Genomic DNA, 18,056 nt, shown 5'->3' with positions numbered 1-18,056 from the left:
AACGCCACTTTCACTGCCAGTTACCATTTCTCGTTTCTTACGACTAGTTTTTTTAATTAGATTTTTTAGATACTAAAAATATAATACATATGACACAGTTATTTAAAAAAACGTGACCAATAAAACCCTGCCAGTGTTGAATCTTCCCATATAGGATTAGATTTACATCAATTTGGTGAACAAAACAAACCAATACCCTAGCCTACGGGAGTGAGAATTTAGGCAGCCGTGAAGGTACTGTTAGGCTTTAGCCTTACAGTACGGGACGAGTTTTGAGACTTGCGGTTTATGCAAGGCTCAAAATCGAGGTTCGAGACCGTACTTTGGCTCGAACCGGTCCCCACAGCAGCCTAAAATTCTCACTCCCATAGGCGGCATCCTCAATTACACAAAAAGAGGACTGATCCTTTCGAATCGGTCCTCTTTTGTATGGAACGGAAATTAATAAATTGTTTTTTTATTAAAAGATATTCAAATGCATATCTTTCACTTTAGCTTTTAATTTTTCAAAAACTGGTTTGTTCTCACTGATACTTGAAATCACATAGGCCTTGATGTAGTCCTCGTCAGTCTTTTGACCTTCACGAGTACCGGCGTCTGCTAAGTAACAGTACATTTCATCAAGCTTGAAAAGTGTTTGTTCTTTTCTAGCAATGAAAATACCTTCGTTAGCATACTCAATTGCCTTTTGATTATCATCAAGTTTCAATGACAAATCAGCCATGTTAGCGTAAATCAAAATACTATCATGATAATTTTCGTCACCGATTTTATCGAGACTAGATTTAATCAAGTCTTTAGCTTGATTGTAATAAACTCTAGCTTCGTCGACTGACTTTTTATTGATGTAAGCTTTGGCTGTAAAGACGTCAATCAAAATGTCATACATATCAACGTTAGCGATGTTAACGTTCATAGCACGGTTGAAGTCGAAAATAGCCTTGTCATAGTTCTTACTTGTGACATATTCAATTAAACCATTGAAAAAGTGGATCAATTTGATTTCTTGTTTGTTATTAACATTGATGTTTTTAAGCTTACCCAGTTTGTCGTTAATACCATCAAAATCATCTTGATAGAATGACTTCTTAATGTCACTGATGATTGAATAAATCTGACTATCGTCATTGACGATTACGAGGTTCATTGTGATACCCAGTCTTTCACAAATACGAACCAATATTTCCATGCTTGGAATCTTGTCTTTTTTTTCAATCAGGCTGACAGTTGCCTGTGTACAAATGCCATCAGCCAACTCAGATTGAGAAATACCTCTGAGTTTTCTGTAATGGCGAATCTTTTCACCTAAAATTTTCATTCTAAACTATCCCCATTCATTTATTAATTCCAAGGATAATTTAAACAGTTATTAAAAAATGTTGCAAGAAATAAGCAGCGATAAAAAGATAAATTTTAAAAATTTAATTATTTACTTCAAAGAACCATGCATCTTTTTCGGTACCATTTAATAATTCAGGATTATCATTTAATTTATCGTTTACCTTGACGATTTTCCCGGTAACAGGTGATTCTAGCTCAACCACAGCCTTTTGAGCTTCGATCTCTCCACTAGATTCACCTTTTTTGATGTCAGAATCTACATCAGGTAATTCAACATATTTGACATTGCCTAAAGCGTCTTGACCCTCTTTTGTTAGGCCTATACGAGTTGTATGCTGGCCCTTCTTAACCCAATAATAATTTTCATCTGTCATAGTAATTCCTACCTTTGTTTAAACGTACCATTTTCAAACATGTAACTCTTATGATGGAAACGCATCGACATAATTAAGCCAATTCCAATCATGTTACCCAACAATGCTGAACCACCTTGTGAAATAAACGGTAACGGAATACCGGTCAATGGTAATAGACCAACACTCATACCAATGTTTTCAAACACGTGGAACAAGATCATCATGATAACACCAGTTGATACATAAGCATAGAATTCATTCTTTGTATCAAAAGTTACTTGAATCATTTGATAAATTAACAAGAAATACAACAAAATCAAAACACAAGAACCGATAAAACCAAAGTTCTCGCCGATAACTGAGAAAATCATATCGGATTCACGAACCGGAACATACACATTTGAGACATTAAAGCCTTTCCCAAATAGTTTCCCTGAACCGATAGCTTTCATATTCTGCCAAATCTGATAACCATTTTCAGAAGTATCAGCGGATGGATTTAACCAACTGTCAATTCTGGAGAATTGATATGCTCTAAATCCAAAATGACCTAGGATCTGACGACCCCAGTCAGTTGTTGCAAATAATAGTGCTGTCCCACCAATAACTGCTACGACCAAGAAACCAGTCAATAAGATACGCCAGTCGATACCAGAAACTAAAATCATTCCACCTAAAATGGCTACGAAAACCAAGATAGTACCGAAATCATTTTGAAGCTTCAATAGCACCATTACTGGTAATGTCCACAATAATAGTTTTCCTAATAGTAGAAAATCAGATTTAATTTTATGAACCTGATACTGACTATTATGATTGGTGATAACTTTTCCCAGCATCAAAATAAACGCTGGTTTCATTACTTCAGATGGCTGAAAGGTAAACGAACCAATCGCAAACCAACTCTTTGCACCAGTACTAGCCGCATAAGAACGACTGTAAAATATTAAAACCAGGAACAATAACGCTATACCGGCATAGTAAGCATAATTAGCCACCTGCCAAAGTTGTTCCGCATCAAATTGCATAATAACGGCAATTATCACTGCTCCGATAACATACCAAGCTACTTGCGAAACAACGTTCTTTAACGGATTCTGGGAATCTTGAATCGTCGCAACATAAATAGACATTAAGCCTATTATTGCCAACATCATTACAGAAAAAATGATTCCGTAATCAATTCTCGAATCCACATCATTTTTTCTTCTATTTTCTCTTATTTGCATGTTTTACACCTGCTAATGATTATGTAAATTATATTGCATTAGCAATTCGTTGATTGCATCGTCCAACTTTACTGATTTAAATGGTGTGTCGTTGCTTTCAACATACGAAAGGTAACGTTCACCATCTTTTTTAATTGTTCCCACATACTTCTTACCATCCCAAAGCTCGTAAGTCTCAGGATCACTACTAATATCTTTTAATTTAATTTCAACTGCTCGTTTTCTGCTAGACATTGAATCTTTCCTTTATTTGTTATGAAATTTTTTTGCGATAATTTCATCTTCATAATCCTCAGGATGAGGGTTACGGAAAATTGTAAAATTATCTGGTACTGGGTCTACTCCACCACGGACAAAGGGATTACAGCGTAAAATACGTGCAATCCCCATAATGGTACCCAAAATTCCACCGTGTTTTTTGACCGCATCAATAAAATAAGTCGAACACGTTGGGTAATAGCGACAACTCGGTGGCAATACTGGAGAAATAAACTTTTGATAGAATCTAACGATTCCAATTAATATCTTCTTAAGCATACCGCTACCTTAAAAAGTCGAACATATGCATCCAAGTTCCTGGCCATAATACAGCAAGTGGATTAGACCCACCTAAGGCAGAACCTATCAACATTCCCAAAACTAAGAAGATCAGCATCAATAAGAGTACCCAACCTATCTTTTTAAAAATATCACGACGATATTCCTTACCAAAGTCTCTTTTCATTTTTCATCCTAGTATTTTTTATGTTTTTCAATATTATCTAATAATACACCTGTACCTAAAGCAACTGAGTCAAGTGGACTATCTGTTAATAAAACAGGAACTTGAAGTTTTTCAGACAATAGTTTGTCCAAATTCTTCAATAGTGCTCCACCACCTGTAAGCATGATACCACGGTCGATAATATCACCTGATAGTTCTGGAGGTGTTTGTTCCAAAACGTTTTTAGCGGCGCTGACAATTTGTTCTATGCCATCTGACAATGCTTCTTGAATCTCAACTTCGTTTGTTGTGATTTCTTTTGGCAATCCACTGACGATATCAATCCCACTAGCAGAGAAAGTCTTACTTTCATCTGCATCCATAACACAACCAATTTCCATCTTGATTTGTTCGGCAGTTCTTTCACCGATAATCAAGCTGTGATGTTGTTTGATGTAGGCTTGAATAGCACCAGTCATCTTATCACCAGCAAAACGCAATGATTGACTTGTTACAATGTCGCCCATTGAGATAACGGCGATATCACTTGTACCACCACCGATATCAATAACCATGTTACCTTGTGGTTTAAAGATATCCAAACCAGCACCAACGGCTGCAACCTTAGGTTCTAATTGAAGATAGACCTTACCGCCACCGGCTTGTTCTGCAGCTTCAATAATTGATTTTTGCTCAACAGGAGTTACGTTAGTTGGTGCACAAATCATGATTGTTGGTTTTGAGAAACGACCACCGACATTCAATTTTTCAATAAAATATTGAAGCATTTTTTCAGTAATATCGAAGTCAGCAATAACCCCATCTTTTAAGGGACGGATAGCCTTGATATTAGCTGGTGTTCTACCAACCATCAAATAAGCATCCTTACCAACAGCGACTACATCATTATTATTTGTATTAATTGCCACAACGGAAGGTTCGTTCAAGACGATACCCTCACCTTTGACATCTATAAGTACATTTGCTGTACCCAAATCAATTCCTAGATATTTCGACATACTATATCCTCCAAGACTTAAACACAAAAAGTATATCATAACCAGCTTAATCATTAAATTGCCAATAAAAAAAGAAAGTGGGAATTCCACTTTCTCAAGCTAATATTAAGCCAATTTTATTGCACTTGATACTGTATTTAACACTAAAGTTTCACGTCCAGCTTCATCAACTGAAACACGTCTAATTTTAGCACCTAAATTTCTTAACTTTTCAGTGAAATGATAATATCCACGATCCAAATATTGAAGGTTAGAAACGCGAGTTTCACCCTCAGCAACTAATCCTGCTAACACAAGTGCTGCAGCAGCACGTAAGTCAGTAGCAGCAACATTAGCACCACTTAGTTGAGCTGGACCAAACATAATAACTGAATTACCTTCGATCTTATAGTCGGCTTTCATCTTACCAAGTTCTGGGAAATGCATAAAGCGATTTTCAAAAACTGTTTCTGTCATAACGGTTGTTCCGACACTTAGTAATTGAATCAAAGTCATTTGAGCTTGCATATCCGTTGGGAATCCTGGATAAGGTAAAGTTTTTACATCGACTGGTTTCAATTGATTTGCACCAATAACACGAATACCTTCATCAGTTTCATCAACGCGAACGCCCATTTCAATCAACTTAGAAATCAAGGGACGATTATGAGCTGCAACAGCATCCTTAATGAAGATATCGCCACCAGTAACAGCAGCAGCAATCATGAATGTTCCTGCTTCGATACGGTCTTGCATAATTGAGTGTTCACAACCATGCAAACTTTCAACACCATTGATACGAACAGTGTTAGTTCCGGCACCAGTTACATCAGCACCCATTTTACTTAAAACGTTAGCAAGATCAACGATTTCAGGTTCTCTGGCAGCGTTATCAATGACAGTTTCACCATCTGCCAAAGTTGCAGCCATCATAATATTTTGTGTTGCACCAACACTTGGGAAATCCAAGTAAATGTTAGCACCGTGCAATCCTTCAGTCTTGGCATCAATAAAACCACCATTTTGGCTGAATTCAGCACCCATTGCTTCTAATCCCTTGATGTGAAGATCAATTGGTCTTGAACCAATGGCACAACCACCAGGCATTGCAACATGAGCTTCCTTGTTACGAGCCAAAAGTGGTCCTAAAACAACGATTGAAGCACGCATCTTATCAACAAGGTCTTCAGGAGCTGTTGTTGAAGTTCCTTTGCTTGTATCAACTGTAAGTACTTCATCAATTTCATCATATGAAACATCGGCGTTTAAAGCCTTTAAAACCTTAGACATGGTAATTACATCCGATAACGGAGGGATATTCGTTAACAAGGTTTTACCCTTAGATGCCAAAATGGTCGTTGCTAAAATAGGCAAGGCTGCATTTTTGGCACCTTCAACTCTAACTGTTCCCTTTAATTGCGTAGGTCCATTTACGATTATTTGTTGCACAATATTCTCCTCCAAAAAACTGGAATCATTTAAAAAGCAAGGCTATATTTTGAGATAGACTGAAAATGCTCATGAAAAAAGAGCTTACTGTATAACCAAGAGCGATTGCAATAAACGCTACAAGTAATTGTAACATTTTAGGATTGGTTTTGTTATATATCTTTTTCCAATCTACAACTTGCAATAAGTTAAAACTTAGCCAGATAAATATAACATGACTTATAAGTGTTATTATCGCATTAGTTCCGATATTTATCATTTTATAAACCTCTCTTTTTTAAATAATAACATTTTCTTAAGAAATACGCTGGGGAGTTTATGAATTCCGCCTCCAGGAACAAGAAATTTAGGTCGCTGTGGGGACCGATTCGAGCCAAAGAGCGGTCTCGAATCTCGATTTTGAACCTCGCAAAATACGCGAGTTTCAAAACTCGTCCCGTGGTGTAATGGCTAAAGCCATAACGCCACCTTCACAGCGACCTAAATTCTTGTTCCTTCCGGCTAGTTTATTCGATATTCTAAAACCTTAGAACTAGCACGACGCGTTTCATCCAGTAATATCAGGGTAATTTTAAAATACTGATTAAATACTTCCAAGCTATTAAAAATATCAACGAATACACTAGCTGGAGGGAAAGATAACGTGAACCTGCCGTGAAAGTGGTGTTAGAGCTTTAGCTCTTACTCCACGGACGTATTTTGAGATTTGCGCTTTTGACAAAGCTCAAAATCGAGGTTCGAGACCTTGGCTCGAACCGGTCCCATGGCAGGTTCACGTTCTCTTTCCCGGAGGCGGCCATAAAAAAAAGAAGCCTAGGTTTCCCTAGTCTTCTTTATTATTATAAGTTTCGATGTGAACTTACGTTAATTCTGTTTACAGCTTTACGTAAGGATACTTGAGCACGAGCCAAGTCATCAACGTTGTGTTTCTCTTCCGCAACTTTGATTGTTTGTTCAGCTCTTTGCTTAGCGTATTCCGCACGTCTTAAATCAATGTCTCTAGCTCTTTCGGCACTGTTAGCGACGATTGAAACTAGATCATTGCTAAACTCCAAGAACCCGCCATTTACAGCAATTGAGTCTTCATGGTGAGGTTTGTCCACACGACGGACACGAACTTCATCAATGACCAATGGGGCGATGATTGGAGCATGGTGAGCCATGACACCAATTTCACCATCAATGGTACTCAATACAACGAGTTTTGCATGATGATCATAAACAACACCATCGGGAGTAACAATATTGACCGTCATAATATTTTCAGTCATATTATCTCCTCCTATCCTTAATTGGCAACAGCTTGTTCAGTATTTTCATCTGCGTCATCTGCTGGTTTCCAGCCCATCTTCTTGGCTTTGTCGAGAACGTCTTGAATACCACCGACACCGTTGAAGGCATCTTCAGGAACGTCATCATACTTACCATCTAAGATAGCACGGAAATCTTTAACTGTATCTGCAACAGGTACATATGAACCTGGTACACCAGTAAATTGTTCAGCAACACTGAAGTTTTGTGACAAGAAGAATTGAATACGTCTTGCACGAGCAACAACAGTTTTTTCTTCATCAGACAATTCGTCCATACCCAAGATAGAAATAATATCTTGTAGTTCATGATATCTTTGAAGAACTTCTTGAACTTCTGTGGCAACATCATAGTGTTCTTGTCCAATAATAGCTGGATCAAGAGCTGATGATGATGATGCTAGTGGATCAACGGCTGGATAAATACCTTGTTGTGTCAACTTACGTTCCAAGTTGGTTGTAGCATCCAAATGGGCGAAAGTTGTAGCAGGAGCAGGATCAGTATAATCATCGGCAGGAACATAAACGGCTTGAATTGAAGTGATTGAACCCTTCTTTGTAGAAGTGATTCTTTCTTGCAATTGACCCATTTCTGTAGCCAATGTTGGTTGATAACCAACGGCTGAAGGCATACGTCCAAGCAAGGCAGAAACTTCTGAACCAGCTTGTGTAAATCTAAAGATGTTATCGATAAACAATAGCACATCTTGACCTTCAACATCACGGAAGTACTCAGCAATTGTCAAACCTGTTAAGGCAACACGCATACGAGCACCAGGTGATTCGTTCATTTGGCCATAAACCATGGCTGTTTTAGCAAGAACACCAGATTCCTTCATTTCATAATAAAGGTCATTACCTTCACGTGTTCTTTCACCAACACCAGTAAATACTGAAATACCACCATGCTCTTCGGCAATATTGTGGATTAATTCTTGAATTAGAACGGTTTTACCAACACCGGCACCACCGAACAAACCAACTTTACCACCACGAACGTAAGGTTCGAGAAGATCGATAACTTTGATACCTGTTTCAAGAATTTCAGTTGATGTATTTAATTGATCATAAGCAGGTGCTTGACGGTGAATACTATTTCTTGGGAAATCAGCAGGAAATGCTTTGCCCCCATCGATTGATTCACCTAAAACATTAAACACACGACCCAATGTTTCTTTACCAACTGGTACAGAGATTGGACCGGCAGTGTTAATAACTTCGGCACCTCTTTGAAGTCCATCGGTAGAACTCATGGAAATAGCACGCAAGGCGCCATCACCTAATTCTAGGGCAACTTCAAGGGTAATTTCTGATCCGTCGCTTTTCTTAACTTTAAGCGCATCATTGATTTCTGGTAATTCATCATCTAATGAAAACTCGACATCAACAACCGGACCGATTACCTGAATAACTTTACCTTTGCTACTCATTAATTTGGCTCCTTTCTAAACTATTCAAGTGCAGCAGCACCACCGATGATTTCAGTGATTTCTGTAGTAATTTGAGCTTGACGGGCACGGTTATAATGCAATGACAAACTTGAAATAAGATCGTCAGCATTATCGGTCGCACTCTTCATAGCTGTTACAGAAGCAGCATGCTCTGCTGTTTTTGCATCCATCATTGCTCCTAAAACTAAACACTCAATATATTGAGGCACAATTGCAGATAGAACTGCTTTAGGGTTTGGTTCTGTGATGTATTCAGTCGCAACTTGTTGTTCTTCAGCCGTAACATCGTCAGGTTCTGTCAATGGCAATAACTTATCTGTTGTAAAGTTAGAAACCAATGAATTAACGTGATGATTATGACAAATATCAATTTCATCAAACAATTCAGCTTGATACATTTGCAAAATCGTTTTCATGATTGGAGTGATATCTTTAACTGTTGGAATATCTGGTAAACCACGGTATTCGTAAGAAACGTCAAAGCCACGTGCTTTAAAGAATTCTGTTCCGGTAGCACCTAAGGAAATAATAGTAAATTTGCTCTTGTCGCCTTTGTACTTCTTTTGGAAGAGGTCCATCATAGCTTTCAAGATATTACTGTTATATCCACCAACAAGACCACGGTCTGATGTAATAACAACATAGGCAGTCTTGTGGACTTCACGAACTTTTAGAAGACTGTTTAAACTTAGCGGATCAGTAGAATCATCAGCAACTGATAATTCTTTGAACACATCGGCCGCTGTTAAATGTCTAACAATATCTTCAACCTTTTTTGCGTACAATTGATAAGCAATAGATTTCTTTTCAATACGAGAGAGTTTAGCACCAGAGACCATTTGCATGGCTCTTGTAATTTGACCGGTTTTCTTAGTAGAAGAAATTCTTCTTTTAATATCCATAAGGGACTCAGCCATTATTTAAACCTCCTGTATTAGTTTGCTTGCTTACTATCTGAATTATCAGTATCGCCTGACTTAGAAGCCAAGAAGTTCTCTGTAAATTCTTTTACAGCGGCCTTGAATTGGTCTTCATCAGGTAATGTACCTTTATCTTTGATTGTTTGTAAAAGATCTGAATGATTTGCATCGAAATATTCAGAAAGTGAAGCTTCATATTCTTTAATATCTTCAACTTTAATCTTATCTAAGAATCCTCTTGTCAAAGCAAACAAAATCAAAACTTGCTTTTGAACAGCAACGGGTGAGTGTACAGGTTGTTTTAGAACTTCTTCTGTACGACGACCACGATCTAGTTTTGCCTTTGTAGCTTCATCAAGGTCAGATCCAAATTGAGCGAATGATTCCAATTCATGATATGAAGAAAGATCTAGACGTAAAGTACCAGCAACCTTCTTCATAGCCTTAATTTGGGCATCCCCACCAACACGAGAAACAGATGTACCAGCATCAATAGCTGGACGTGTACCTGAGTGGAACATATCACTACTCAAGAAAATCTGTCCATCAGTGATAGAAATAACGTTAGTTGGAATATAGGCTGACACATCACCGGCTTGTGTTTCAACGATAGGTAGAGCGGTCATTGAACCACCACCTAAATCGTCACTCAACTTAGCAGCACGTTCTAGCAAACGTGAGTGCAAGTAGAAAACATCACCAGGATATGCTTCACGCCCAGGTGGTCTACGAAGCAATAGCGAAATTTCACGATAGGCATTGGCTTGCTTGCTTAAATCATCATAAACGATTAAAACATGCTTACCGTTGTACATGAAATATTCACCCATTGCAGCACCAGCATATGGTGCAAAGTAAAGCATTGGGGCTGGTTGACTAGGACCAGCTTCGACAACGATTGTGTAATCCATGGCACCATGTTTTCTCAAAGTTTCAACTTGCGCTCTGATAGTTGATTCCTTTTGTCCAATGGCAACATAGATACAAATCATGTCTTCATCTTTTTGATTTAGAATTGTATCAATAGCGATTGATGTCTTACCAGTTTTACGGTCACCAATGATCAACTCACGTTGACCACGACCAATAGGAACAAGAGAGTCAACTGATTTCAAACCTGTTTGTAAAGGTTCGAAAACTGACTTACGTTGCATAACACCGGGTGCAGGTGATTCAATAGGTCGTGTTTTGTCAGTCTTGATTTCTCCAAGACCATCAACTGGTTGACCCAAAGAATTTACGACACGTCCAATCATTGCATCTCCGACTGGAACTTCCATGATACGACCTGTTCTCTTAACAGTATCGCCTTCACGGATTTGATCGTAATTACCTAAAATGATGATACCAACATCATCACTTTCAAGGTTTTGAGCCACACCAAAAGTACCGTCTTGGAATTCAAGCAATTCACTTGCCATAGCATTTTCAAGGCCATTAGCACGAGCAATACCATCACCGACGTATGTAACTGTACCTACTTCATCAACTGAGAGTTCATTTTTATAGTTCTTTAACTGTTCTTTGATCAGCGAACTAATCTCTTCAGTTTTGATGCTCATTCTTTTCACCTCGACTTAATTATTAACCAATAGTGTCTTCTTAATGTCATTAAATCTCTTAACAACACTACCGTCGACAACTTGATCGCCTACTCGGATTATAACGCCTCCGATGATAGATGGATCAACTATTTTCGTTAAATTTACTTTATTTACTGAAAATCTCTTTTGAATCACGGATTCAAGATTCTTTGCTTGAGCCTCGTCTAATTCAATCGTAGTAGTAACTGTAGCTTCAACAATTGCATTTTTTTCATCGTATTTAGCAATGAAAGCATCTGCAATTTCCACTAAACAATCCATTCGATTGTTATCGAAAACTAAACCTAAGAAATCTTGCATCAATTCACCAAATTGGCTCTTCAATGTATCCAAGATTTTAAGTTTTTCAGTGCGAGAAATAGAACGTCCTGCAAGAGCAAAGCTCAAGCTAGGATTTTCTTCATAGACTTTTTTCAAAGATTTTAAATCTTCAAGCATTTCTTCTATAGAGTTTTGTTCTGTGGCAACTTCATAAAGTGCCTTACTGTAACGCTTTCCCACTTGAATGTTACTTAGTTTCATTTACCGTCAACTCCTTAATGTAAGAGTCGATTAGTGACTTTTGATCGTCTGCATTAAGCTCCTTAGAAATAACTTTTGAAGCAATTTCCAAAGATAAGTTTGCAATGTCATTTTGAGCTCCTGACATAGCATCTTCTCTAGCTTTAGCTGCATCAGATTTTGCTCTTTGTCTTAATTCTTCAGCTTCGCTATGAGCATCGGATACGATAGACTTCTTTTGAGTCTCACCGCTTTCCTTAGCTTTATTAACAATTTCCACTGCTTCAGCACGTGAATTCTTAAGAGCATCTTCACGTTCTTTTGCCAACTTTTCAGCACGTGTGCGTTCTTGATCCGCATAATCAAGATCACCAGTAATCTTTTCAGATCTGGCATCCATCATCTTGGTTACAGGACCCCAAGCAAAATGCTTAACTAACAGTGCTAAAACGATGAAAGAAACAAGAATGAAAAGCATGTCACCCAAAGCTACTTGATTAGCTCCGAGAACTAATAAACCTGCCAATATTCTTCACTCCTTCCTTTCTAATAAGTACATAAAACATAAAAAGGCGACTATTTTATATCGCCAAATTTTTGGTTGTATGTATTAAACGAAAAGAATAACGAACGCAATAGCAATGGCAATGATAGGAACAGCTTCGATAAGACCAACACCAATGAACATTGTTCCTCTTAACTTGTCGGCTACTTCTGGTTGACGGGCCATTCCTTCAAGAGTTTTAGAAATAACAAGTCCGTTACCGATTGATGCTCCAAGAGCAGCGATACCAGCTGCAAGAGCTGCCGCAATATCCTTCATAATTTAAAATCCTCCAATAAATGTTATTCTTGTTCCAGTTTACGTGAAATATATACCATAGATAACGTGGTAAATACGTACGCTTGGATGGCTCCAATAAATACAGAAAAGCCTTGCCATACCATAGCTAATGGCATAGCTGCAACAAATGTCACAGCGCCAAGACTCTTGGCAACAGTTCCAATAAGTGCAAGAAGTACTTCACCGGCAAAAATATTACCGTAAAGACGTAGTGACAATGTTAGGAAGTTGGTAAATTCTTCCAGAAGGTTAATTGGTAGTAAAAACTTTACAGGTCTCGCATAATTGGATAAATAACCACCGAATCCAAATTTCTTCACTGCATAATAGTGAGAAATCAACAATGAAATTGTCGCAAGTCCCATTGTGATTAAGGGATTAGACGTTGGTGACTTAACATATGTGAAACCGCCAACCTTTAATTGGAAGAATAATCCTAATTGGTTAGAGACAAAGATAAATAGGAATAATACAAACGCATAAAGATTGAACTGTTTACCTGAACCATCTGGCATTGCCGATTTTACAATACCGTTTGTAAAATCAATCATCCATTCGAGTACATTCTGTGCTTTGCCTGGTCTCATTGTGACTTTACGAGATAATGCAAACACCAAAATGAAAACAAGGACTGCAGAGACTAGAACTGACAAGTCATTTGCAACATTGAATCTTAAGCCTAAGAATTCAATAAACTTATACTTATCATCCAATAATAACCCTCCTTTCTTCGCTTATTGAAAACAATTGATACCACAAAATAATAACACTAAATATTATATATTCAAACAATGAAATTGTTATTTTGTCCCAAACAATCTATCGCCGGCATCACCTAAACCAGGGAAAATATAACCACTGTCTGTAATCTTCTCATCAAGTGAAGCTGCGTAGATATCAACATCAGGGTGAGCCTCTTGAACAGCCTTAACACCTTCTGGTGCAGCAACTAGGACAACTAGACGCATGTGTTTAGCACCACGCTTCTTCAATGCTTCGATAGCCATGTTAGCGGAACCACCAGTAGCAAGCATTGGATCAACGATAAATAATTCACGTTGGTCGATATCGCTAGGAAGCTTTACAAAATATTCGTGTGGTTTCAATGTTTTTTCATCACGGTACATACCGATGTGACCAACTTTAGCAGCAGGAATCAATTCAAGAACACCATCAACCATACCTAGACCGGCACGGAGGATAGGAATAACAGCTAGTTTTTTACCAGCAAGAATCTTTTGAGTTGATTTACCCATTGGTGTTTCAACAACAACATCTTTCAATGGCAAGTCACGAGTGATTTCATAAACCATTAGTTCACCAATTTCATTGGCAACTTCACGGAATACCTTTGTACCAGTGTGCTTGTTACGGATAATTGTAAGTTTGTGTTGGATCAAGGGGTGATTTAATACTGTAAATTTAGACATATTAGTCTCCTTAGTTTTTATAGTGTGTGTTGCCGGCTGATTTATTCAAACGATTACTGTATGCTGCACCGTGACCTTCGTCAGAAAAGCCTTGAGCTAAGATATATTGAACGTGGTCATTATCTAACTGACGCAAACCAGCAAATAATTCCCGTGAAGCACTCAACACATCGTTTCCTAGTGAAAATGTTTCGATGTTAGCTGGTACTTCCTTCAAAATTTCATCCGTCGCCATAACTCCCATTGGAACATCTTTAGCGATGTATTCAGTGACTGCTTGCTTAAAATCTTTTACATCATCGACAATGATGACTTGTGCGCTTGGTGCATAGTGCTTGTACTTCATACCTGGTGCTTTAGGAACTTCGTTTGCTGTAACCTTGTGGTGATCAGAATTGACGTTATCGATAACTTTCAATAAATCATCTGAGTCAATCATTCCAGGACGTAAAACCGTTGGTATTTCAACTGATAAGTCAATGACCGTCGATTCAACACCTAGTTTCGTTGGGCCATCATCCAAAATAGCCGCAATTTTACCATGCAAATCATGATAAACATGCTTAGCTAACGTTGGACTTGGTTTACCACTCGTATTAGCGGATGGCCCCACAATTGGTTTGCCAAAAGTCTTGATAAGATTCAAAGTAGCCTTATTATTGGGCATTCTAAAGGCAGCAGTCGTTAGTCCCCCAGTAACTGCTTTGGAAAGTTTGCCAGGTTGAATTGGCATAATGATCGTCAATGGGCCTGGCCAAAATGCCTTCATTAGCTTCTCTGCTAATGGTTTGTAGCTAGTATCGGCGTATTCCCAAACCATCTCTGGACTAGAAACATGCACAATCAAAGGGTTGTCACTGGGACGACCTTTAGCTGCATAGACATCCTTGACTACATCAGGTCTTGTTGCGTCAGCTCCTAGTCCATAAACGGTCTCAGTTGGAAAAGCAACCAATTGGCCTTTAGCTAGAAAATCTGCCGCTTCTTGAATCTGTGTACTCTCTAGTATCTCAGTATCCAATACTACATCTCCTTTTTAGCTTTTAGATATCGGTAATTCCCACTTATATCTTTATGAAATTCTACAACATAATTGGGTAAATTATCACAAAAAATCTGTTTTATTGCATTTTTTTGTCGAAATCCGAATTCCATATACAAAATACCGTCATCAGAAAGATAATTTTGAACTTTCTGCGTGATATTCTCATAAAATTCTAACCCATTATCTTGACCATATAAAGCTAAATCCGGTTCATACTTAATAACACTAGCATCCATATCTGGTTTTTCAGCCTCAGCAATGTATGGCGGATTAGAAACAACGATATCGAATTTTTGTGGTTCAATGCTATCAAACAAATCGCTCTGCTTAAAAAAGACATTATTTGTTTGATAGTTATCAGAATTAAGTTCAGCTACTTTTAAGGCATCAGCAGAAATATCTGTTGCCAACACGTCGTCTTCAGGAAACTCCAAAGCAAGTGTCACGGCAATGATTCCTGAACCGGTCCCAATATCACAAATACTCTTTTGCTTTGAACCGTGCTCATCAATAATTTGCTGAACCATTTCTTCAGTATCTTGACGTGGAATAAGTACGTTTTGATTAACTGAAAAGTTACGATTCATAAAATATGCGTAACCCAAAATATATTGAACAGGTTCATCCATCATCAACCGAGCCAATCCATCACGAAATTTTCGCCAAATATCATTGGGAACATAATCATTTCGATGAAGTTGTAATTGTGTGTAATTGAATCCGCTTAATTCTTCCATTAAGTACTGTGCATCTTCGGGAAATTTATCTTTCTCCCTTAACATAGAAAAAGCCCTTTTCAGGGCGTTAGAATAACTTAGCTTCTCCACTTTGAATTTGCTCCAACTTCTTGGTTTGATCATCAACGATTAATGCATCAATGATTTCTTCCAATTCACCATTCATAATCCGATCAAGTTTATTCAAAGATAAACCAATACGGTGATCTGTCACACGGTTTTGAGGATAGTTATAAGTTCTAATACGTTCGGAACGATCCCCTGTACCAACAGCTGACTTACGTTGTTCATCATATTCACTTTGATTTTGTGATTCGTAGTAATCATAAACACGTGACTTCAAAATTTGCATAGCTTTTTGACGGTTTTGTTGTTGTGAACGTTGATCTTGCATAGCAACAACGATACCTGTTGGTAAATGGGTCATACGAACAGCTGATGAGGTCTTATTAATATGTTGACCACCGGCACCAGATGAACGATAAACATCGGTTCTGATATCCTTTGGATCAAGATCAATATCAACTTCATCATATTCAGGCATAACAGCAACTGTGGCTGTTGATGTGTGAACACGACCTTGCGATTCTGTTGATGGGATACGTTGAACACGGTGTGCCCCATTTTCATATTTCAGTTTGGAATAAACACTTGTACCAGTAATCATAACGGCAACGTCTTTATAACCACCGACTTCAGTATCTGTTTCATCGATGATATCAAACGTCCAGCCTTGTTTTTCAGCATATTTACTATACATACTCAACAAATCAGCCGCAAATAAACTAGCTTCGTCACCACCAGCGGCACCACGAATTTCCATGATAATATTTTTATCATCATTAGGGTCCTTAGGTAGCATCAAAAGTGTGATGTTATGTTCAACTTCTTCAAGTTCTTTCTTAGAAGTCTCCATTTCATCCTTAGCCATAGCTTGCATTTCAGCGTCATCAGTTTCACGCAAAATCTCGTCACTATCACTAATACTTTGTTTTAATTCTTTATAGTGCTTGAAAGCAGCTACAACGTCACGCATATCAGCTTCTTCTTTTGAGTAAGCCATATAACGCTTTGTATCGTTGATAACTTCAGGATCACTCATAAGTTCTTGAAGTTCTTGATATCTTTCAAGCAATGTTTCTAGTTGTTCAAATATTTTATCCAACTTAACTATCCTTTCTTCTATTTATTAATCTTCATTGAGCATTGGAGGATGGTTATAGTGTCGACGACAAACTGGGTAGTACATTTCGTTGCCACCAATTGCAATCTGATCACCCTCATAAACTGGTTTACCATTAGCCATACGCATATTCATTGTAGCTTTCTTTGTACAGAACCAGCAAATTGTCTTCATTTCTTCCAATTTATCAGCGTACAACAACAAATATTTAGTTCCTTCGAACAATTCATTTCTGAAATCATTCTTCAAACCAAATGCCATAACAGGAATTCCTAAGTCATCAACTACTTTAGTTGCTTGCAAAACTTGATCTTTAGTCATGAATTCACATTCATCGATCAATACACAAGCAGTATTAGGATCCTTTGCTTTAACAATGTCAAAAACATTTGAATCATCGTTCAAAACAATCGCATCACGAGTCAAACCCATCCGGCTCCTTATTTTTCCAGTACCGGAACGAGTATCTAAAATGCTAGTCATCAAAATAACAGACTTGCCTTGTTCTTCATAATTATGTGCCACTTTCAAAATCTCGATAGATTTTCCGCTATTCATAGCACCATACTTAAAAAATAATTGAGCCAAATTTACGCCTCCAAAAATATGTCCTACAAGATTATAACGAAAAAACGTCTGCTTGAACATATCAAACATATTAAAGGTTGAAAGTTATTTAAAGATGCCCGCCTCCAGGAACAAGAAATTTAGGTCGCTATGGGGACCGCTTGGAGCCAAAGAGCGGTCTCCAAGCTCGATTTTGAACTTCGCAAAGTACGCGAATTTCAAAACTCGTCCCGTGGTGTAAGCTTAAAGCACTAACGCCACCTGCACAGCGACCTAAATTCTTGTTCCTTCCGGCTATTTTATTCATTGCTTCTTTATTTTCACTAGTAAAAATATTTCCAAAATGAACGACAGATTTTTAAATTTATGGTATATAACATTAAATAAT

The 18,056-nt window shown here is 37.8% G+C and carries 22 protein-coding genes; all 22 read right to left on the bottom strand.

The window, feature by feature from the left end:
- Positions 1 to 460 precede the first annotated feature (460 nt).
- Complete coding sequence (locus tag FD31_RS10250) at positions 461 to 1,318, bottom strand: helix-turn-helix transcriptional regulator (protein WP_057892687.1); 858 nt, start codon at positions 1,316 to 1,318, stop codon at positions 461 to 463.
- A gap of 103 nt (positions 1,319 to 1,421) precedes the next feature.
- A complete protein-coding gene (locus FD31_RS10245) occupies positions 1,422 to 1,715 on the bottom strand; it encodes a glycine cleavage system H family protein (protein WP_057892686.1) in 294 nt (97 codons plus the stop codon).
- An 8-nt stretch (positions 1,716 to 1,723) separates the two neighbouring features.
- Positions 1,724 to 2,926 carry an FtsW/RodA/SpoVE family cell cycle protein gene (locus FD31_RS10240; protein ID WP_057892685.1) on the bottom strand — a complete coding sequence of 401 codons (1,203 nt, stop codon included), beginning with the start codon at positions 2,924 to 2,926 and terminating at the stop codon, positions 1,724 to 1,726.
- A gap of 12 nt (positions 2,927 to 2,938) precedes the next feature.
- Entirely contained in the window at positions 2,939 to 3,160 is a 222-nt protein-coding gene (locus tag FD31_RS10235; protein ID WP_057892684.1) for a DUF2969 family protein, read from the bottom strand.
- Positions 3,161 to 3,172: 12 nt separating this feature from the next.
- Positions 3,173 to 3,463, bottom strand: a complete 291-nt coding sequence (gene yidD / locus FD31_RS10230) for a membrane protein insertion efficiency factor YidD (RefSeq protein WP_057892683.1) — start codon at positions 3,461 to 3,463, stop codon at positions 3,173 to 3,175.
- Positions 3,464 to 3,467: 4 nt separating this feature from the next.
- Positions 3,468 to 3,650 (bottom strand): DNA-directed RNA polymerase subunit beta, encoded by a 183-nt coding sequence (locus FD31_RS10225; protein WP_057892682.1) that lies wholly within the window; start codon positions 3,648 to 3,650, stop codon positions 3,468 to 3,470.
- Between the two features lie 8 nt (positions 3,651 to 3,658).
- Positions 3,659 to 4,648, bottom strand: coding sequence for a rod shape-determining protein (gene mreB / locus FD31_RS10220; RefSeq protein ID WP_057892681.1), 990 nt, complete (start codon positions 4,646 to 4,648; stop codon positions 3,659 to 3,661).
- A gap of 105 nt (positions 4,649 to 4,753) precedes the next feature.
- Positions 4,754 to 6,076, bottom strand: a complete 1,323-nt coding sequence (gene murA, locus FD31_RS10215) for a UDP-N-acetylglucosamine 1-carboxyvinyltransferase (protein ID WP_057892680.1) — start codon at positions 6,074 to 6,076, stop codon at positions 4,754 to 4,756.
- A gap of 25 nt (positions 6,077 to 6,101) precedes the next feature.
- The gene (locus FD31_RS10210; RefSeq protein ID WP_057892679.1) at positions 6,102 to 6,335 is read right to left on the bottom strand and encodes a DUF1146 family protein; all 234 of its coding nucleotides are present in this window, start codon (positions 6,333 to 6,335) and stop codon (positions 6,102 to 6,104) included.
- A 580-nt stretch (positions 6,336 to 6,915) separates the two neighbouring features.
- Complete coding sequence (locus FD31_RS10205; RefSeq protein ID WP_057892678.1) at positions 6,916 to 7,347, bottom strand: F0F1 ATP synthase subunit epsilon; 432 nt, start codon at positions 7,345 to 7,347, stop codon at positions 6,916 to 6,918.
- A 17-nt stretch (positions 7,348 to 7,364) separates the two neighbouring features.
- Positions 7,365 to 8,816 (bottom strand): F0F1 ATP synthase subunit beta, encoded by a 1,452-nt coding sequence (gene atpD, locus FD31_RS10200; protein ID WP_057892677.1) that lies wholly within the window; start codon positions 8,814 to 8,816, stop codon positions 7,365 to 7,367.
- Between the two features lie 20 nt (positions 8,817 to 8,836).
- Positions 8,837 to 9,754, bottom strand: coding sequence for a F0F1 ATP synthase subunit gamma (locus FD31_RS10195; protein WP_057892676.1), 918 nt, complete (start codon positions 9,752 to 9,754; stop codon positions 8,837 to 8,839).
- 17 nt (positions 9,755 to 9,771) lie between these two features.
- Positions 9,772 to 11,319: a F0F1 ATP synthase subunit alpha gene (atpA, locus tag FD31_RS10190; RefSeq protein WP_057892675.1), complete on the bottom strand. Its 1,548-nt coding sequence runs from the start codon at positions 11,317 to 11,319 to the stop codon at positions 9,772 to 9,774.
- A gap of 15 nt (positions 11,320 to 11,334) precedes the next feature.
- Positions 11,335 to 11,883 (bottom strand): ATP synthase F1 subunit delta, encoded by a 549-nt coding sequence (gene atpH, locus FD31_RS10185; RefSeq protein WP_057892674.1) that lies wholly within the window; start codon positions 11,881 to 11,883, stop codon positions 11,335 to 11,337.
- Entirely contained in the window at positions 11,870 to 12,391 is a 522-nt protein-coding gene (gene atpF / locus FD31_RS10180; protein ID WP_371862681.1) for a F0F1 ATP synthase subunit B, read from the bottom strand. Before atpF ends, atpH begins: the two co-directional genes overlap by 14 nt.
- Positions 12,392 to 12,472: 81 nt before the next feature.
- A complete protein-coding gene (gene atpE / locus FD31_RS10175) occupies positions 12,473 to 12,685 on the bottom strand; it encodes a F0F1 ATP synthase subunit C (protein WP_010020175.1) in 213 nt (70 codons plus the stop codon).
- A gap of 23 nt (positions 12,686 to 12,708) precedes the next feature.
- Positions 12,709 to 13,419: a F0F1 ATP synthase subunit A gene (gene atpB, locus FD31_RS10170; protein WP_057892673.1), complete on the bottom strand. Its 711-nt coding sequence runs from the start codon at positions 13,417 to 13,419 to the stop codon at positions 12,709 to 12,711.
- Positions 13,420 to 13,506: 87 nt separating this feature from the next.
- On the bottom strand, positions 13,507 to 14,136 hold the full coding sequence (gene upp, locus FD31_RS10165) for a uracil phosphoribosyltransferase (RefSeq protein ID WP_057892672.1): 630 nt from the start codon (positions 14,134 to 14,136) through the stop codon (positions 13,507 to 13,509).
- A 10-nt stretch (positions 14,137 to 14,146) separates the two neighbouring features.
- Positions 14,147 to 15,157 (bottom strand): L-threonylcarbamoyladenylate synthase, encoded by a 1,011-nt coding sequence (locus FD31_RS10160; protein ID WP_057892671.1) that lies wholly within the window; start codon positions 15,155 to 15,157, stop codon positions 14,147 to 14,149.
- 2 nt (positions 15,158 to 15,159) lie between these two features.
- On the bottom strand, positions 15,160 to 16,041 hold the full coding sequence (gene prmC, locus FD31_RS10155) for a peptide chain release factor N(5)-glutamine methyltransferase (RefSeq protein WP_083483643.1): 882 nt from the start codon (positions 16,039 to 16,041) through the stop codon (positions 15,160 to 15,162).
- Positions 15,986 to 17,083: a peptide chain release factor 1 gene (gene prfA / locus FD31_RS10150; protein WP_057892669.1), complete on the bottom strand. Its 1,098-nt coding sequence runs from the start codon at positions 17,081 to 17,083 to the stop codon at positions 15,986 to 15,988. Before prfA ends, prmC begins: the two co-directional genes overlap by 56 nt.
- Before the next feature lie 24 nt (positions 17,084 to 17,107).
- Positions 17,108 to 17,689 (bottom strand): thymidine kinase, encoded by a 582-nt coding sequence (locus tag FD31_RS10145; RefSeq protein WP_057892668.1) that lies wholly within the window; start codon positions 17,687 to 17,689, stop codon positions 17,108 to 17,110.
- Positions 17,690 to 18,056 lie beyond the last annotated feature (367 nt).

This window comes from Companilactobacillus nantensis DSM 16982 (genome assembly GCF_001435815.1).
Lineage (GTDB): Bacteria > Bacillota > Bacilli > Lactobacillales > Lactobacillaceae > Companilactobacillus > Companilactobacillus nantensis.
The sequence above is the reverse complement of the archived record's forward strand: the minus strand, read 5'-3'. Positions and strand labels throughout refer to the sequence as shown.

What these genes read in the sequence shown, in the direction of transcription:
- FD31_RS10250 (WP_057892687.1), bottom strand. Translation starts at nt 1,318, where the DNA reads ATGAAAATTTTAGGTGAAAAGATTCGCCATTACAGAAAACTCAGAGGT.
- FD31_RS10245 (WP_057892686.1), bottom strand. Translation starts at nt 1,715, where the DNA reads ATGACAGATGAAAATTATTATTGGGTTAAGAAGGGCCAGCATACAACT.
- FD31_RS10240 (WP_057892685.1), bottom strand. Translation starts at nt 2,926, where the DNA reads ATGCAAATAAGAGAAAATAGAAGAAAAAATGATGTGGATTCGAGAATT.
- FD31_RS10235 (WP_057892684.1), bottom strand. Translation starts at nt 3,160, where the DNA reads ATGTCTAGCAGAAAACGAGCAGTTGAAATTAAATTAAAAGATATTAGT.
- yidD (WP_057892683.1), bottom strand. Translation starts at nt 3,463, where the DNA reads ATGCTTAAGAAGATATTAATTGGAATCGTTAGATTCTATCAAAAGTTT.
- FD31_RS10225 (WP_057892682.1), bottom strand. Translation starts at nt 3,650, where the DNA reads ATGAAAAGAGACTTTGGTAAGGAATATCGTCGTGATATTTTTAAAAAG.
- mreB (WP_057892681.1), bottom strand. Translation starts at nt 4,648, where the DNA reads ATGTCGAAATATCTAGGAATTGATTTGGGTACAGCAAATGTACTTATA.
- FD31_RS10210 (WP_057892679.1), bottom strand. Translation starts at nt 6,335, where the DNA reads ATGATAAATATCGGAACTAATGCGATAATAACACTTATAAGTCATGTT.
- FD31_RS10205 (WP_057892678.1), bottom strand. Translation starts at nt 7,347, where the DNA reads ATGACTGAAAATATTATGACGGTCAATATTGTTACTCCCGATGGTGTT.
- atpD (WP_057892677.1), bottom strand. Translation starts at nt 8,816, where the DNA reads ATGAGTAGCAAAGGTAAAGTTATTCAGGTAATCGGTCCGGTTGTTGAT.
- FD31_RS10195 (WP_057892676.1), bottom strand. Translation starts at nt 9,754, where the DNA reads ATGGCTGAGTCCCTTATGGATATTAAAAGAAGAATTTCTTCTACTAAG.
- atpA (WP_057892675.1), bottom strand. Translation starts at nt 11,319, where the DNA reads ATGAGCATCAAAACTGAAGAGATTAGTTCGCTGATCAAAGAACAGTTA.
- atpH (WP_057892674.1), bottom strand. Translation starts at nt 11,883, where the DNA reads ATGAAACTAAGTAACATTCAAGTGGGAAAGCGTTACAGTAAGGCACTT.
- atpE (WP_010020175.1), bottom strand. Translation starts at nt 12,685, where the DNA reads ATGAAGGATATTGCGGCAGCTCTTGCAGCTGGTATCGCTGCTCTTGGA.
- upp (WP_057892672.1), bottom strand. Translation starts at nt 14,136, where the DNA reads ATGTCTAAATTTACAGTATTAAATCACCCCTTGATCCAACACAAACTT.
- prmC (WP_083483643.1), bottom strand. Translation starts at nt 16,041, where the DNA reads ATGATCAAACCAAGAAGTTGGAGCAAATTCAAAGTGGAGAAGCTAAGT.